The organism is Pseudazoarcus sp. NS34, from assembly GCF_059703725.1.
Genome location: NZ_BAAKIZ010000003.1, coordinates 35376 through 51778, shown reverse-complemented (window position 1 = coordinate 51778; position 16403 = coordinate 35376). Strand labels below are relative to the sequence as shown.

General features: G+C 64.6%; 13 protein-coding genes. 4 read left to right on the top strand and 9 right to left on the bottom strand.

The genetic code is table 11. The features are described from left to right. Nucleotides 1-9: 9 nt before the first annotated feature. Together AC6H0N_RS10360 and pmbA are read right to left on the bottom strand one after the other, a co-directional pair. The gene (locus AC6H0N_RS10360; RefSeq protein ID WP_497574037.1) at nucleotides 10-1038 is read right to left on the bottom strand and encodes a TRAP transporter substrate-binding protein; all 1029 of its coding nucleotides are present in this window, start codon (nucleotides 1036-1038) and stop codon (nucleotides 10-12) included. A 140-nt stretch (nucleotides 1039-1178) separates the two neighbouring features. Further along, nucleotides 1179-2519 carry a metalloprotease PmbA gene (pmbA, locus tag AC6H0N_RS10355; RefSeq protein WP_497574036.1) on the bottom strand — a complete coding sequence of 447 codons (1341 nt, stop codon included), beginning with the start codon at nucleotides 2517-2519 and terminating at the stop codon, nucleotides 1179-1181. Between the two features lie 60 nt (nucleotides 2520-2579). Here pmbA and yjgA point away from each other — a divergent pair, with 60 nt between their 5' ends. The 3 genes from yjgA (at nucleotide 2580) to aroG (ending at nucleotide 4904) form a co-directional block, all read left to right on the top strand. Further along, nucleotides 2580-3146, top strand: a complete 567-nt coding sequence (gene yjgA / locus AC6H0N_RS10350) for a ribosome biogenesis factor YjgA (RefSeq protein WP_497574035.1) — start codon at nucleotides 2580-2582, stop codon at nucleotides 3144-3146. Then, on the top strand, nucleotides 3143-3733 hold the full coding sequence (gene mog / locus AC6H0N_RS10345; protein WP_497574034.1) for a molybdopterin adenylyltransferase: 591 nt from the start codon (nucleotides 3143-3145) through the stop codon (nucleotides 3731-3733). Before yjgA ends, mog begins: the two co-directional genes overlap by 4 nt. An 82-nt stretch (nucleotides 3734-3815) precedes the next feature. Continuing rightward, on the top strand, nucleotides 3816-4904 hold the full coding sequence (gene aroG / locus AC6H0N_RS10340; protein WP_497574590.1) for a 3-deoxy-7-phosphoheptulonate synthase AroG: 1089 nt from the start codon (nucleotides 3816-3818) through the stop codon (nucleotides 4902-4904). Between the two features lie 85 nt (nucleotides 4905-4989). Here aroG and AC6H0N_RS10335 read toward each other — a convergent pair whose 3' ends face one another. The 5 genes from AC6H0N_RS10335 to AC6H0N_RS10315 form a co-directional block, all read right to left on the bottom strand. Continuing rightward, the gene (locus AC6H0N_RS10335) at nucleotides 4990-5997 is read right to left on the bottom strand and encodes a TAXI family TRAP transporter solute-binding subunit (protein ID WP_497574033.1); all 1008 of its coding nucleotides are present in this window, start codon (nucleotides 5995-5997) and stop codon (nucleotides 4990-4992) included. 54 nt (nucleotides 5998-6051) lie between these two features. Continuing rightward, nucleotides 6052-8235 carry a TRAP transporter permease gene (locus tag AC6H0N_RS10330; protein ID WP_497574032.1) on the bottom strand — a complete coding sequence of 728 codons (2184 nt, stop codon included), beginning with the start codon at nucleotides 8233-8235 and terminating at the stop codon, nucleotides 6052-6054. A 114-nt stretch (nucleotides 8236-8349) separates the two neighbouring features. Continuing rightward, nucleotides 8350-8907: a cob(I)yrinic acid a,c-diamide adenosyltransferase gene (locus AC6H0N_RS10325; RefSeq protein ID WP_497574031.1), complete on the bottom strand. Its 558-nt coding sequence runs from the start codon at nucleotides 8905-8907 to the stop codon at nucleotides 8350-8352. 26 nt (nucleotides 8908-8933) lie between these two features. Beyond that, entirely contained in the window at nucleotides 8934-10220 is a 1287-nt protein-coding gene (locus AC6H0N_RS10320) for a sensor histidine kinase (RefSeq protein WP_497574030.1), read from the bottom strand. Beyond that, nucleotides 10217-10903 carry a response regulator transcription factor gene (locus tag AC6H0N_RS10315; protein WP_497574029.1) on the bottom strand — a complete coding sequence of 229 codons (687 nt, stop codon included), beginning with the start codon at nucleotides 10901-10903 and terminating at the stop codon, nucleotides 10217-10219. Before AC6H0N_RS10315 ends, AC6H0N_RS10320 begins: the two co-directional genes overlap by 4 nt. Nucleotides 10904-11072: 169 nt before the next feature. Here AC6H0N_RS10315 and alaS point away from each other — a divergent pair, with 169 nt between their 5' ends. Next, on the top strand, nucleotides 11073-13697 hold the full coding sequence (gene alaS / locus AC6H0N_RS10310) for an alanine--tRNA ligase (RefSeq protein WP_497574028.1): 2625 nt from the start codon (nucleotides 11073-11075) through the stop codon (nucleotides 13695-13697). A gap of 34 nt (nucleotides 13698-13731) precedes the next feature. On the opposite strand, the gene AC6H0N_RS10305 is transcribed toward alaS, so the two are convergent. Both AC6H0N_RS10305 and AC6H0N_RS10300 read right to left on the bottom strand, forming a co-directional pair. Further along, nucleotides 13732-14979, bottom strand: a complete 1248-nt coding sequence (locus AC6H0N_RS10305) for an EAL and HDOD domain-containing protein (RefSeq protein WP_497574027.1) — start codon at nucleotides 14977-14979, stop codon at nucleotides 13732-13734. 14 nt (nucleotides 14980-14993) lie between these two features. Then, on the bottom strand, nucleotides 14994-16376 hold the full coding sequence (locus AC6H0N_RS10300; protein ID WP_497574026.1) for a phosphomannomutase/phosphoglucomutase: 1383 nt from the start codon (nucleotides 16374-16376) through the stop codon (nucleotides 14994-14996). Nucleotides 16377-16403 lie beyond the last annotated feature (27 nt).

Below are 16403 nucleotides of genomic sequence, written 5' to 3'. Positions count from 1 at the left end.
GATGCCTTCCTACTGGTACGCGTCGCGCATGAAGGCCTGATAGTCAGCGTAGATCTTGCGCCACTTCGGGTTCTTCTCGTTGAGCTCGGCGTACACCTCGTTGCGAGCCTTGAAGGCGGCGTCCATGACGTCCTTGGGCAGGCGGTTGAGCTTGGCGCCTTCGGCGATCAGCTGCTTGAGCGAGGTCGGGTTGAGCGCGTCGTAGCGGGCCTGCACGCGAACGTGGGCGTCGCTGGCAGCCTGACGGACGATGGCCTTGTATTCCGGCGACAGTGCGTTGAAGGCCTTGTCGTTCACGAACAGCGTGAACTGCGTGCTGCCTTCCCACCAGGCCGGGAAGTAGTAGTACGGCGCGACCTTGTGCAGGCCCAGACGCAGATCGTCGTAGGGACCAATCCACTCGGCAGCGTCGATCGTGCCTTTTTCCAGGGTCTGGTAGATCTCGCCGGCCGGGATGTTCTGCGGCAGGGCGCCGAGCTTGGCCAGCACGCGGCCGCCGAAGCCGCCGATACGCATTTTCAGGCCGTTGAAGTCGGCAACCGACTTGATTTCCTTGCGGTACCAGCCGCCCATCTGAGCGCCCGAGTTACCCATCGGGAAGTTCATGATGTTGTATTCGGCGTAGAACTCACGGAACAGCTTGAGGCCGTTGCCCTCGTACATCCACGCGGTCTGCTGGCGCGAGTTCATGCCGAAGGGGATGGAGCAGTCGAGCGCGAAGGTCTCGTCCTTGCCGAAGAAGTAGTACGGCGCGGTGTGCGCGCACTCGACGGTGCCGGACTGGGTGGCGTCGAGCACACCAAAGGCGGGCACCAGCTCGCCAGCGGCGTGAACGGAAACCTCGAACTTGCCGCCGGTGGCTTCCGAGACGTTCTTGGCGAAGGCTTCAGCACCGCCGTACAGCGTGGCGAGCGACTTCGGAAAGCTGGAGGCGAGGCGCCAGCGAATGTTCTGCTGGGCACTGACGATGGCCGGCGCGCTGGCGCTGGCGACGATGCCGGCGATGCCGGCCTGCTTCAGAAATTTGCGACGTTCCACTTCGACTCCTTCCCGTATCGGGTTGAATGGTGCGCCGGATTATAGGGACCACATCAGACGCAGGAACCTCGGATAACCCGTATTGCGCAGCTTGCAGGGCGATATTGAATCCTGCTCACGAAAGTGAACCGGAGAAAGCCTCAGCTTCCAGCCACCGTCATGCGCTCGATCAGCACCGAGCCGCAGCGTTTGGCGCTGCGCGGCAGGGCATCATTGCCGACCGCCACGATGTTTTTGAAGATGTCGCGAAGGTTGCCGGCGATGGTCACTTCCTCGACCGCATGCTGGATTTCGCCGTTCTCGACCCAGTAGCCTGCGGCACCGCGCGAGTAGTCGCCGGTGACGTAGTTGACGCCCTGGCCAAGCAGTTCGGTGACGACCAGGCCGCGGCCCATGCGGCGCACCAGCGCGTCGAAACCTTCATCGCCGCCGGCCATCACCAGATGATGCGAGCCGCCGGCGTTGCCGGTGGTCTGCATGCCGAGCTTGCGGGCTGAGTAGCTCGACAGGAAGTAGCCCTGCAGTACGCCATTGGCCACCACGTCGCGCGCATGAGTCGCCACGCCCTCGCTGTCGAACGGGGAAGAGCCGAAGACCTTGCGGTCATGCGGACGCTCGGAGATCGACACCAGCGGCGAGAAGATCTGTTCGCCGAGCGAATCGAGCAGGAAGCTGGACTTGCGGTACAGCGCGCCGCCGCTCACGGCGTGTGTGAAGTTGCCGAGCAGGGTCAGCGCCACCGGCGCCTCGAACAGCACCGGCACCTCGCAGGTGGACAGCTTGCGCGCGCCCAGACGGGCAATGGCGCGCTCGCCGGCCTTGCGGCCGATGGATTCGATACTGTCCAGCTCGGTCGCGTCGCGGCGCGAGTCATACCAGAACTCGCGCTGCATGCCGTCACCCTTGCCGGCGATGACCGAGCACGAAGCGCTGTGGCGCGACGAGGCGTAACCACCCAGGAAACCGAGACTGTTGGCCAGCACGAAATGCGCCTGCTGCGTTGATACGCTGGCGCCTTCGGAATTGGTGATCTGCGAGCCAGCCGCATAGGCGGCCTGCTCGCAACGACGTGCCAGTTCGATGGCCTCTTCGATGCTCAGCGGCCACGGGTGGTGCAGGTCGAGATCGGGCCAGTCTTTGGCCAGCAAGGCGGCCTCGGGCAGGCCGGCGGCGGGGTCGGGGGCGGTGAAGCGCGCGATGGACAGCGCCGCCTCGACGGTCGAGGCCAGCGCCGCGTCGCCGAAATCCGACGTGCTGGCGTGGCCGCGGCTCTGCCCCAGGTACACCGTGATGCCGACACCCTTGTCGCGGTTGTATTCGATGGTATCGACTTCGCTCTTGCGCACGCTGGCGGTCTGGCCGCAGCCTTCGGAGACCTCGACCTCGCAGGCGTCGGCGCCGCGGGCGCGGGCGAGTTCGACCACGCGGGCGGCGATCTCGCGCAGACGATCGTGGGAGAAGGAGAAACCTGAGTCGGACATGGGCGGTCTGCTGACGGTGAAAGGCTATAATCTTAACCCGATCCAGCCCCAGACCCCCCGATGAGCAACGCCTGGCGAGACCATGACGACGCGGCCGAAGATGAATTCGACGGCCCCCCCAGCAAGAGTGAGCGCAAGCGCGAGATGCATGCGCTGCAGGAAATCGGCGTGGAACTGGTCGAGCTTCCGGCAGACCGGCTCAAGCGTCTGGAGCTGCCCGAAGACCTGCGTGCAGCGGTGATGGACGCGCGTCGCATCACCAAGCACGAGGCGCGGCGACGCCAGATGCAATACATCGGCAAGCTGATGCGCAGCGTCGAGGCCGAGCCCATCCGGGCGGCGCTCGATGCCTTCAAGAACGTGTCCAAGGAAGAGATCGCGCGCCATCACCGGCTCGAACGCCTGCGCGACGAATTCCTGGCCGACGAGAAGGTGGCCGGCCGCATTGTTGAACTATGGCCGCAAGTCGACCTGCAGCATCTGCGGACGCAGCGCCGCAATGCGCTGAAAGAGCGCGAACAGAACAAGCCGCCGCGTGCCTACCGCGAGATCTTCCGCATCCTGCGGGACCTCGATGGCGCGCCGAAGCGCGACGACGAAGAACCCGACGAAACGGAGACTGAATGACCGATCACATCACTATCGGGCTGGTTTCGATCAGCGACCGCGCGTCCGAAGGGACCTACGAAGATCAGGGCATTCCGGCCCTGCGTGACTGGCTCGGCGGTGCGCTGACCTCGCCGTGGAGCGCCGAGACGCGCCTGATCCCGGACGAACGCCCGATCATCGAGGCGACGCTGAAGGAACTGGCCGACACCCACAATTGCTCGCTGATCCTGACCACCGGCGGCACCGGCCCGGCGCTGCGCGATGTCACGCCGGAAGCCACGCTGGCGGTTGGTGACAAGGAAATGCCGGGTTTCGGCGAAGAGATGCGCCGCATCAGCCTGAACTTCGTGCCGACCGCGATCCTGTCGCGTCAGGTGGCGGTGGTGCGTGGTTCGTGCCTGATCGTGAACCTGCCCGGCCAGCCGCGCGCCATTCGCGAAACGCTGGAAGGTCTGCGCGATGCCGACGGCAAGGTGGTGCACACCGGCGTGTTCGCCGCGATCCCGTATTGCATTGACCTGATCGGCGGGCCGTATGTCGAGGCCGACGAGAAGGTCATCAAGGTGTTCCGACCCAAGCACGCGCTGCGCCCCAAGGCCGGTTGATGCATTGCGGAAAACCCGGTTCGCGCCGGGTTGTGCCGACGGAGTAGAATCCGTCTTCCCCGAAATTGTGTTGGTGCACATGATGTCTGCAACGTCCAAGACCCCGATCGACGATACCCGCATCCAGGAAATCAAGGAGCTGGTGCCCCCGACGCACGTGCTGCGCGAGTTTCCGGCGACCGACGCCGCTGCGCAGACCGCGTACGAAGCGCGTCAGGCCATCCATCGCATCCTGTATGGCGCGGATGATCGCCTGCTGGTGGTGATCGGGCCGTGCTCGATTCACGATACCGAAGCGGCCATGGAGTACGCCCGCCGCCTCAAGGCCGAGGCCGATCGCCTGTCCGATGATCTGCTGATCGTGATGCGCGTGTATTTCGAGAAGCCGCGCACCACGGTGGGCTGGAAGGGGCTGATCAACGATCCCTTCCTCGACAACAGCTTCCGCATCAATGAAGGCCTGCGCATCGCGCGCAAGCTGCTGTGGGAAATCAACGAGATGGGCCTGCCGGCCGGCACCGAGTTCCTCGACATGATCACGCCGCAGTACGTGGCCGATCTGATCTCGTGGGGTGCCATCGGCGCGCGTACCACCGAGAGCCAGGTGCACCGCGAGCTGGCTTCGGGTCTGTCGTGCCCGGTCGGCTTCAAGAACGGTACGGACGGCAACGTGCGTATCGCCGTGGATGCGATCAAGGCTGCGCAGTCGCCGCACCATTTCCTGTCGGTGACCAAGGCCGGGCATTCGGCCATCGTGTCGACCAAGGGCAACGAGGATTGCCATGTGATCCTGCGCGGTGGCAGCGGCGGCCCGAACTTCGACGCGGGCAGCGTCGACATCGCCTGCAAGGCGCTGGCTGCCTCGGGCGTGCCGGCCAAGTTGATGATCGACTGTTCGCACGCCAACAGCCGCAAGCAGCACGCGCTGCAGATCGAGGTCGCGGAAGACGTGGCCGGCCAGATGTCCGCAGGCGAGGATCGCATCATCGGTCTGATGATCGAGTCGCATCTCAAGGAAGGTCGTCAGGATTTGGTGCCGGATCAGACGCTGGAGTACGGCAAGAGCATCACCGATGCCTGCATCAGCTGGGAGGACACCGTGCCGGTGCTCGATACGCTGGCCGAAGGCGTGCGCAAGCGTCGCGTGCGCAAGGCCTCCGAACTGGAGTGAGGGGCGAACAACCCCACGTAAAAAAAGCCCGACCGTGAGGTCGGGCTTTTTTTTGGCTGCTGGCGGGGCGATGCCCCGCGCAGGCTTAAGGCTTCTGCTTGTCGTCCAGCTTGAGGCCTTTTTCTTCCCAGAACTTGGCCGCACCGGCGTGCACCGGGGTGACGACGCCGAGCAGGGCGTTGTCGGCGACCATGGATTTGGCTGCCTTGGACACCGAGTGCATGAACTTCAGGCCAGCGTCCGAATAGACCTCGGACGTGTACTTGTACATGTCGTCAGCCGAAATGTGACGGCCAGCCACCCACAGAGCGGAGTCGGAAATGGAGTGCACGTCATAGTCGACGCCCGGGTAAGTGCCGGCCGGGATGGTCGTCTTGGCGTAGTACGGGTGGTCGGTCGGCAGGGAGCCTTTCTGAGCGGCGTCCCACACTTGCAGCAGGCGGATCTTGTTGCTGGTGGCAGCCTGGATCACCGAAGCGTTCGGGAAGCCGGCGAAGACCCACAGCGCGTCGATCTGCTTGTCGCCAAGGGCGGAAGCGCCCTGCGAGTAGCCGATGAACGAGGGCTTCATCTTGTCCCACAGACCAACGCTCTCGAAGAAACGCTGGGCCGAGGCGGCTGCGCCGGAGCCAGCGGGGCCTACGGCAACTTGCTTGCCTTCGAGTTGCGAAACTTCGGTGATGCCGGAGTCTTCGCGCACGATCAGGTGACCCGGAGCGCCGTACAGGTGGGCGACCACGTGCACGTTGCGGTACTTGTTGGTGTCGTTGGTCAGACGGCCGTTCATGCCGAGGAACAGGTCGCCCGAGTAAACGATGCCGAAGTCGGCGTCCTTGGAGTTCACGCGGCGCAGGTTCTCGACCGAGCCGGCCGACACCATGTTCGACACCTGGGTGTTCGGCAGGGCGCGCGACAGGTGCGTGGCCACGCCGTTCGAGAAGTACTGGAAGGTGCCGCCGTCCGGGCCGCCGGAGAAGCCGAGGCGGGTGGTCTGAGCGTCAGCCGTCGGCGAGACGGTCAGGGTGGCTGCTGCGACGGCCGCAACGGCGAAGCTGCCGAGCGTGGCCGGAAGTTTGAAGAATTTGCTCATCATGTTGATGGTCTCCTCTGGGTTTGTAGTGCTAGGGGTAAAAAGGGTGCAGGCCGGTCAGGCCGTAGCGCGTTTAACGGGCAAAGCGTCACGCTGCAGCCACCACACCAGTGCGACCATTGCAACGCCCGCAATATCTGTAATGAATGTGGGCCAGTAGAGCAGCAGGGTGGCCAGCGCCAGTACGATCCACTCATGCATGCGTGTTCTGCGGCGCAGGAAGCCCATGGCCAAGGCACCGAAGGCGATGGTGCCGAGCGTAGCCGAGAAGAAGGCCGAGAAGATGTCGAAGCCCGAACCTTCCAGCAGGATGCCTGGAACGTAGGCAAACAGCAGCGGCGTGACGTAGAGCATCTTCGCGAACTTGAACGATGTCCAGCCGGTTTTCCATGGATCGGCCTTGGCAATCGCGGCGCCAGCGTAGGCTGCCACGCACACCGGCGGGGTGATGTTCGAATCCTGTGACAGCCAGTACACGATCATGTGGGCGGCGATGATCGACACACCGTATTCGCCCAGCGCCGGCACGGCCAGCACCGCGATGATTAGATAGGAGGCGGTAACCGGCACGCCCATGCCCAGCACCAGCGAGGCGATGGCGATTAGCGCGATGGCCAGCAACAGGCTGTTGCCCGCCATCTGGATGATGAGGTCGGAAAACTTCAGGCCCATGCCGGTCAGCGAGATGACGCCGACGATGATGCCGATCACGCCCACGGTGGAGCCGATCACCAGTGTGTTGCGCGCGCCGACCAGGATGGCTTCCCAGATCTCCTTGGGCCCCATGCGCGTGTCCTTGTGCACCCAACTCACGGCAATGCACGACAGCGTGGCCCAGAAGGCGGCGTTGCCCGGTGAGCGGCCCATCATCATGAGGGCCGTGATGACCACCAGCGGCAGGGCGTAGAACCAGCCGTGCCGCAGTACGCCGCGCCAGTCCGGTACGTCATCGAGGCCATGCAGGCCGTTCTTGGCGGCATCGAAGTGCACCATGCAGAACACGGCCAGGAAGTAGAGGACCGCCGGGCCCAGCGCATACAGCATGATCTGGGTGTAGGGCAGGCCGGTCAGCTCGGCCATCAAGAAGCCGCCGGCCCCCATGATCGGGGGCAGGAAGGCACCACCGATGGAGGCCGCCGGCTCGATGGCGCCGGCCACGTGCGGCTTGAAGCCGGCGCGCTTCATCATCGGGATGGTGAAGGCACCGGAAGCCACGGTGTTGGCGATGGCGCTGCCGGAAACCGAGCCGAACAGCGCGGAGGACATCACCGCGACCTTGGCCGGACCACCGGTGGAGCGGCCGGCGATGGCCAGCGGCAGATCGATGAAGAACTTGCCGGCGCCGGATTTCTGCAGAAAGGCGCCGAAGAAGATGAACAGGATGACGTAGGTCGCCAGCACCCCGGCCATCACGCCGAACACGCCGTTGGTGGTGATGAACAGCGAGATGGCGAGGCGGTCGAACGAGAAGCCGCGGTGCGCGAACAGCTCCGGCAGATAAGGGCCGAACAGTGCGAAGGCGATGGCGCCAATGCCGACCAGCGTGATCGACCAGCCCAGCACGCGGCGGCACACCTCCAGCGACAGCAGCACACCGACAACGCCGATCAGCTTGTCGAGCTGGTTCTCGGCACCGGCGCGGTAGTTGAGCGCCTCAAACTGGCTGAGCCAGTAGATGATCGATACGACGGTGGCCGCGACGAGGATCAGGTCGCTGGCGGTCGGGGCCTGGGAAAAGCGGCTGGCCAGTTTCTGGTCGAGCGGCACCAGCACCGCAATGAAGGGCAGGGCCAGCACCAGCGGCACCCACAGCAGGCCGACATCCTGTGTCAGCGCCTGGCCGAGGCCGTCGTAGTCCCAGGTCTCGCGGAAAAGTGTGAGTTGATCCCACAGCGCAAAGGGCGAGTCGAATACCAGATAGCTCGACGCCAGCACCGACAGCAGCAAGCCGGCAAAGACTGACATCACACACAGGGCGGTGCGACTGCCGGCCGGGTAGAGCAGGAACACCAGCATGAAAGTGATCAGCACATACACGCCGAGGTGGTACTCGGTCGGCAGCGCCTGAAAGCCAGCGCCGTAGAAGTAGATCAGTACCAGCGCGGCGCCGAGCAGGGAGACGACCCACTGCCAGATGCCGGGCGGTTGCCGCTCGGCCTTGGCTTCCTTCTCGGCCAGTTCCTTGATCTGCTTGCGCTGCTCTTCGTCGAGCGCGTCGAGCGACTTGTCGTCGTCCGCCATGAATTCTCCAGGATTCGATTTTGACGCGCATGCGGATGCGCGTCAGATGCCGGGAGAATAGGGCGCGGGCTGCAGCCCGGATATTGTGGATTGTTCGGACTGCAAGCCTGGCTTTCAGGCGTTACGGCCCTTCTGCCACAGTACGTCTGGATGTCCGTCGGCGCGGTTGAGCACGCGGGCAAGCACGAACAGCAGGTCGGACAGTCGATTCAGATAGTGACGCGGCGCGTCATTGACTGGCTCATCTACGCCTTCGGCCAGCGCCACCACCATGCGCTCGGCGCGCCGGCAGACGGTGCGTGCCTGATGCGTCAGCGCCGCAGCGCGGGTGCCACCGGGCAGGATGAAATCCTTGAGCGGTGCGAGTGGTTCGTTGAGGCGGTCGAGCGTCTGTTCGAGGCGTTCGACGTGGTGCGTGGTGATCAGGCTCATGTCGGGAATGCACAGCTCGCCACCCAGATCGAACAGGTCGTGCTGCACGCCGGTCAGCAATTCGCGTATGTCTTCAGGCAGCGTTTCGCACAGCAGCACGCCGACCAGGGCGTTGAGCTCGTCAACGTCGCCCATGGCATGCACGCGCTGATTGTTCTTCGAGACGCGTTCGCCGTTGCCGAGGCCGGTGGTGCCGGCATCGCCGGTGCGGGTGTAGATCTTGCTGAGGCGATTGCCCATGAGGCTTCTCCGTTCGGGGAGCGAAATTATAAGGGGGTGGTTGGCGCCAGCGCATCGAACCGCAGTTCGATGTTGGTACCCGAGGGCCCGCTGCTGTCTGCCGCGATACGCCAGCCCAGGCGTTCGCAGATGAGACGCACGATGAACAGCCCGAGCCCGTCTTCAGGGACCGGTTGAACGGAAGATGGTTCTCCGAGGCGCGCTCGCGCCTGTTCCGGCAGGCCTTCGCCGTGATCGCAGATCAGCAGCCGGTCAGCCCGAATATGTACTTCCACGGTCGCGCGCGTGTGGCGCACGGCGTTCTGGACCAGGTTGCGCAACAGCATGCGCACCAGCGCCGGGTCGGCCATGACGAGGACCGGCTTGGCCGGCGCATGGCACGCGACGCGCTCGCTGGTGTCGGGCGCGAAGGTCTTGATGTCGGCCACCACTTCGCCGACACAGGCGGCCAGGTCGACGGCGCTGCTCTCGTCCTGATCGGTGTTGCGGCGGGCCAGCTTGAGCAGGGCGTCGACGTCGCTGCGCATTTCGTTGGTGGCACGCCGGATGCGCGTCAGCGTGCGGCGGTCGGCGTCGCCGAGCAAGTCGCGCTGCTCCAGCACGTCGAGCGCGCCGGTGATCACCGCGATCGGGGTGCGCAGTTCGTGGCTGGCCAGGCTGATGAGCGATTTCTCGCGCCGGATGTAGGCATCGAGTGCGCCGAGCAAGTCATTCAGCGTGCTGGCGATCTCGGCCAATTCGAGATCGCTGTAGGCGGATTCGATGCGGTTGATGTGTGAGCCCGGCTCGATGCGTCGGATGTCCTGCGTCAGCGTGTGCAGGGGGCGTACGACGCGGCGCGTGCCCTGGCGGGCGAGCAGCAGGCCGAGCAGCAACATGCCGGCGCACAGCAGCGCTGTGGCGATCTGCACGAAGTCCTCACGGTCTTCGAGGATGGAGATGTCCTGGGCGAGATACAGCACGCCGGGGTGGTGGCCAGCGCGCTCGATGGAGATCAGATAGCTCTTGTCGCCCTCAATGACTTCGGCCGAGAACGGAATCGGACGCCCGACGAACAACTCGGGCATGTTCTCCGGCGTTTGGCCGTCCGGAACGTACAGTCCGGTCAGCAAGGCGGTCTTCCAGACGTAGGGGCTCCCGCCTTCGATGCGCTCTTCGATGAAGGCGCGCTCCTGGGCCAGTTCAAGGCTGAGGATGGTGTCTTCGACGTCCTCGTAGATGACTTCGGTGGCGATCATGGTCACCGCCACGTTGATCGCCCCGATGGCGAAGATGATGCGGAATATCCGCCGGGCGAGTGAGCGGCTGCTCATGCTTCGGGCAGCTTCAGGCGGTAGCCGCGGGCGTGCACGGTGTCGACCAGCGAGCTGCCCAGCGCGGTATCGAGGGTGCGGCGCAGCACGTAGATGTGCGTGCGCAGGGTGTGCGGGTCGCCCTCGTCCGTGCCCCAAATGCTGCGGTTGAGCATTTCGTGCGTGACGATGCGCGGGTGACTGCGCACCAGCTGCTCGAAGATGCGTGCCGCCGTGCCACCCAGCATGACCTCACCGTGGCCGTCGAGGCGGGCCATCTGCGTGCCGGGGTCGTAGCTCACCGCACCGGCACGCACGGCGCCGTCGCGGCTGGCGCCCTCGCGCCGGGTCAGGGCGTCGATGCGCAGTTGCAGCTCGCGCAGGGCAAAGGGTTTGACCAGGTAGTCGTCACCGCCCAGGGAAAAGCCTTCTTCCTTGTCGGAGAGGTCGCCACGCGCCGTCATGAAGATCACCGGCACGCTGCTGCCCAGATCTGCGCGGATGCGGCGGCAGATCTCGAAGCCGTTCACGCCCGGCAGCATCACGTCGAGCACGATCACGTCGTATTCGTGCGTGGCGAGCAGATGCAGAGCGGTCAGGCCGTCGGCAGCGAAGTCCAGGACGTAGCGATGCTCGTCGAAGAATTCTTCGAGGTTGGCGGCAAGTGCGGACTGGTCTTCGACGATGAGAACGCGCGTGGTCATGAACTCGGATGAAGAATGCGTTGATGCAAGCCTAGCGCAGCGCACCTCAAGAAGGTGTCAATCGGGCCGCTTGCGGTTTGCACGAAGGCTCCGGAAGGCCTGCTCATGCTAGACTTCTGCGCTTTCCAGCATACTCCGGAATGCCTCGTCCACCGGGCCAGAATCCGCCATGAAAAGCGCCGAAATCCGCCAGAAATTCCTCGACTTCTTTGCCTCCAAAGGGCACCAGATCGTCGCATCGAGCTCGCTCGTGCCGCACGAGGATCCGACCCTGTTGTTTACCAACGCAGGCATGAACCAGTTCAAGGACGTGTTCCTGGGCTTCGACAAGCGCAGCTACACGCGCGCCACGACCTCGCAGAAATGCGTGCGTGCCGGCGGCAAGCACAACGACCTCGAAAACGTCGGCTACACCGCGCGCCACCACACCTTCTTCGAGATGCTGGGCAACTTCAGCTTCGGCGATTACTTCAAGCGCGATGCCATCACCTACGCCTGGGAGCTGCTGACTGAAGTCTTCAAGCTGCCGAAAGACAAGCTGTGGGTCACCGTGTATGCCGAGGACGACGAGGCCTACGACATCTGGACCAAGGAAGTCGGCGTGCCGGCCGAGCGGGTGATCCGCATCGGCGACAACAAGGGCGCGCGCTACGCATCCGACAACTTCTGGATGATGGGCGACACCGGCCCCTGTGGCCCGTGCACCGAGATCTTCTTTGATCACGGCGAGCACATCTGGGGTGGCCCGCCGGGTTCGCCCGAGGAAGACGGCGACCGCTACATCGAGATCTGGAACAACGTTTTCATGCAGTACAACCGCGACGACAAGGGCGTGATGCATCCGCTGCCCAAGCCGTCGGTGGACACCGGCATGGGCCTGGAGCGCGTTTCGGCCGTGCTGCAGGGCGTGCATGCCAACTACGAGATCGACCTGTTCCAGACGCTGATCGCCGCGGCTGCACGCGAGACCTCCGCTGCCGACATGGATTCGCCGTCGCTGAAGGTGCTGGCCGACCACATCCGCGCCTGTTCCTTTCTGATCGCCGACGGCGTGATTCCGGGCAACGAAGGCCGCGGCTATGTGCTGCGCCGCATCATCCGCCGCGCCATCCGCCACGGCTGGAAGTTGGGCGCCCGCGGCCCGTTCTTCCACCGCATGGTGGCTGATCTGGTGGCCGAGATGGGTCAGGCCTATCCGGAACTGGTGGCCGAACAGCAGCGCATCACGGCCGTGCTGCGTCAGGAGGAAGAGCGCTTCTTCGCCACCATCGAGAACGGCATGGCCATTGTCGAAGGCGAGCTCGATGCCATCGCCAAGGCCGGCGGCAAGACCTTCAATGGCGAAACCGCCTTCAAGCTGCACGACACCTATGGCTTCCCGCTCGATCTGACCGCCGACATCTGCCGCGAACGCGAAGTGGCGGTGGATGCCGCGGCCTTCGACGCCGCGATGGCGCGCCAGAAGGCGCAGGCCCGCGCCGCCGGCAAGTTCCGCATGGCTACGGCGCTGGAATACGCCGGCCCGGAGACGCAGTTCCATGGCTACGAAAGCCTGGAAGAGCAGGGCAAAGTGCTGGCCTTGTACCGCGACGGGGCCGAGGTCGACGCCCTGAACGAGGGTGAGCTGGGCGTGGTGGTGCTCGACGAAACGCCGTTCTACGCCGAATCGGGCGGTCAGATCGGCGACTGTGGTGAGCTGCGTGGTGGCGGAGGCATCTTCGTGGTCGAAGACACGCTGAAGATCCAGGCGGCCGTGTTCGGTCACCATGGCACTGTCACCACCGGGCGTATCGTAAAAGGGCAGAGCGTTGCGGCGCGCGTGGATGTCGCGGCGCGTGCGGCCACGGCGCGCAATCACTCGGTCACCCACATCATGCACAAGGCGCTGCGCGAAGTGCTGGGCGCGCATGTGCAGCAGAAGGGTTCGCTGGTCGACCCTGACAAGACGCGCTTCGACTTCACGCACAACGCACCGATGACGGCCGAGGAAATCCGCGAGGTCGAGGAAATCGTCAATCGCGAAGTGCTCGCCAACACCGCGACCAATGCCGAGAAGATGGCGCTCGATGCCGCGCAGCAGTCCGGTGCCGTGATGCTGTTCGGCGAAAAATACGCCGACGAGGTGCGCGTGCTCTCCATCGGGTCGTCCAAGGAGCTGTGCGGCGGCACCCACGTTGTCCGCACCGGCGACATCGGTCTGTTCAAGATCGTGTCCGAAGGCGGTGTGGCGGCTGGTATCCGCCGCGTGGAGGCCATCACCGGCGAGAACGCGCTGCGTTACCTGCAGGAGCAGGAGCGCCGTGTGCAGGGGCTGTCGGCAACGATGAAGGTTCAGCCCGATGAGGTCGTGGCGCGGGTGGCCGGCATCATGGACAACGTGCGGGCGCTGGAGAAGGAAATCGCACGTCTGAAGTCCAAGCTCGCGTCCAGCCAGGGCGACGACCTTGCCTCACAGGTAGTGGAGGTCAAGGGTATCAAGGTGCTGGCCGCGACGCTGGAAGGTGCCGACGTGGCGACCCTGCGCGAGACCATGGACAAGCTCAAGGACAAGCTCGGCTCGGCCGCCGTCGTGCTGGGCTCTGCCAGCGAGGGCAAGGTCAGCCTGATCGCGGGTGTGACGGCCGACCTGACCGGCAAGGTCAAGGCCGGAGAACTGGTCAACATGGTGGCCCAGCAGGTCGGCGGCAAGGGCGGCGGCCGTCCGGACATGGCGCAGGCCGGTGGTACGCAACCGGAGAATCTGGCGGCAGCGCTGGCCTCGGTGGCTGATTGGGTGGCTCAGCGCATCGGCTGATGCGGCGCGTTGCGGATGAAACAGGCGGGGCGGCTCAGGCCGCCCCGTTTTCGTCGTCGACGCGTGCGGCCCAGGCCATGGCGCGAGTCTGGGCCTGATTCAAGGCAGCGGCGCTGATGTTCAGTTCGTCCATGATTGCGCCGATGCCCGCAAGCTCTTCGCCTTCGCTGCTCTCACTGAGGTCGAGCAGCTTGCCCAGCCGGCCTTTGCGCCCACACAGAGCTTCTTGTACCGGGTCGGGGAGATTCAGCGGGGCGATGATCTCGTCGATGAGTACCCCGAACACCGCCGGCATCAGCGAAATGACGCCGACCATGAATGCGTGGTCACTCAGCGCGGAGTCGGCCGGGTCTGCGTGCGCAGCCAGCAGTTCCATCATGTGGCCACGGGCTGCGGCCATCATCAGCAGCGGGTTGCCCTGACCCGCGCTGCCGCCCGACGCGAAGATCAGCAATTGCAGCCAGCGTTGCAACTGGCGTCTGCCCAGCAGGGTGATGGCGTGTCGCAACGAGGTGATGCGCGCCGTGTTGCCCGAGCCGGCCGAGTTGATCATGCGCAACAGCTTCACGACCAGCGCCGGTTCATGCTTGAGTTCGTTCTCGAGCTCGGCGGTTTCGGCTTCACTGATGGCCATGCCGAGCAGCCGTACCAGCGTCAGCCGCGCGTAGTCGACGCGCTTGCCGGCGAGAACCGACGGGCGCGCGAAGAAATAGCCCTGAAACAGCGTAAACCCCAGCTCGCTGCAGAAATCGACGTCTTCCTGGGATTCGACCTTCTCGGCCAGCAACTGTTTGCCGAGCGGCACCAGCCGAGCTGCCAGGCTTGCCAGTTCGTCGCGATCGAGCGGGGAGACATCGACCTTGATGATGTCCACCAGTTCGACGAGCGCCTGATAGTCCGGGCGCACCTGGGTCACGTCGTCGAGGGCCAGGGTGTAACCGGCGGCCTGCAGTTCCCTGCAGCGTTCGATGACCTCGGGTGAAGCCGCAACGGTTTCGAGGATTTCGAGTACCACGGCCTGAGGTGGCAGCAACTCGAGGGTGTCGCTGAACAGGAAGGCTTCGTCGACGTTGATGAAGCCGCGCCGGTCACCCAGCGCAGCGTCCACACCCAGGCCGTTGAACGTGTTGACGATGACGGTGGCGGTGGCCTGAACGTTATCTTCTATCTCGGCGTAATCCAGCCGTCCGTTGCGGAACAGCAGTTCGTAGGCGAACAGGTGCTGACGCAGGTCCAGAATCGGCTGGCGGCCAAGAAAGATTTCGTCGTTGAGGTCATCCACTCGCGTCGTTCCGGTCAAAAGGGCAGGCTCACACCGGGCCAGGCGGTTTGTAGTGCTGAGCGGAATCCGGCCTGGATGCGCTGCAGCGCGGCTTCGTCATCGGCCTCGAAACGCAGGACGACGACGGGGGTGGTATTGGAGGCGCGGGCCAGTCCGAAGCCGTCGGGGTACTCAACGCGCACGCCATCAAGCGTGATGACTCGATCCGAGCCATCAAAGCGGGCATTTTCGCGCAGTCGGCGCACCAGCTCGAAAGGCTCGCCTTCCTGCATGCGGATGTTCAGTTCGGGCGTGCTCAGGGCGTCGGGCAGGGCGCTCAGCACCGCACTCGGGTCGTCGTAGCGCGAGAGGATTTCGAGCAGGCGTGCGGCGGCGTAAATGCCGTCGTCGAAGCCGTACCAGCGCTCCTTGAAGAACACGTGGCCGCTCATCTCCCCGGCCAGCGGCGCGCCGGTTTCGGCGAGCTTGCCCTTGATCAGCGCGTGGCCGGTGTTCCACATCGTCGGCTTGCCGCCGTGCTCGCGGATCCAGCTATCGAGCAGGCGCGTGCATTTGACGTCGTAAATGACCTCGCCGCCCGGCACGCGCGACAGCACGTCAGCGGCGAACAGCATGAGCTGGCGGTCAGGGTAGATGATGTGACCATCGCGGGTGACCACGCCGAGGCGGTCACCGTCGCCGTCGAAGGCCAGCCCGAGCTCAGCATCCGAGTTGCGCAGGGCCTCGATGACGTCTTGAAGGTTCTCGGGCTTGGACGGATCCGGGTGATGGTTCGGGAAGGTGCCGTCCACGTCGCAGAACAGCTCGATCAGTTCGCAGCCCAGGCCACGCAGCAGCTGCGGCGCGGTCGCGCCGGCAATGCCATTGCCGCAGTCGACGACGATCTTCATCGGGCGCGCGAGCTTGACGTCCGACAGCACGCGTTCGATGTAGGCAGCGCCCACCTCGGCACGGGAAAAGGCGCCGTTGCCGTGGGTCAGGTCATCCTCGGCGATGCGGCGGCGCAGGTCCTGGATCAGTTCACCGTGCAGCGTCTTGCCGCCCAGCACCATCTTCAAGCCGTTGTAGTCGGGCGGATTGTGGCTGCCGGTGACGCTGACGCAGGAATGCACGCCGAGGTGATGCGCGGCGAAGTAGGTGAGCGGCGTGGAAACGGCGCCGACATCAATGACGTCAACGCCGGCGGCGCGGATACCGTCTGCCAGTGCGCCAGCCAGTTCGGGCCCGGACAGGCGGCCGTCGCGGCCGATGGCAATGGCCTTCTGGCCTCGTGCGACGGCTTCCGAGCCGAGTGCATGGCCGATGGCCTTGACGGAGGCAGCGGTGAGACTGTGATCGACAATCCCCCGGATATCGTAGGCCTTGAAGATTTCAGGGGCTGGCAATGGGTAGGTCATGGGGCGCCTTTGCGGAAGTGGAAATGA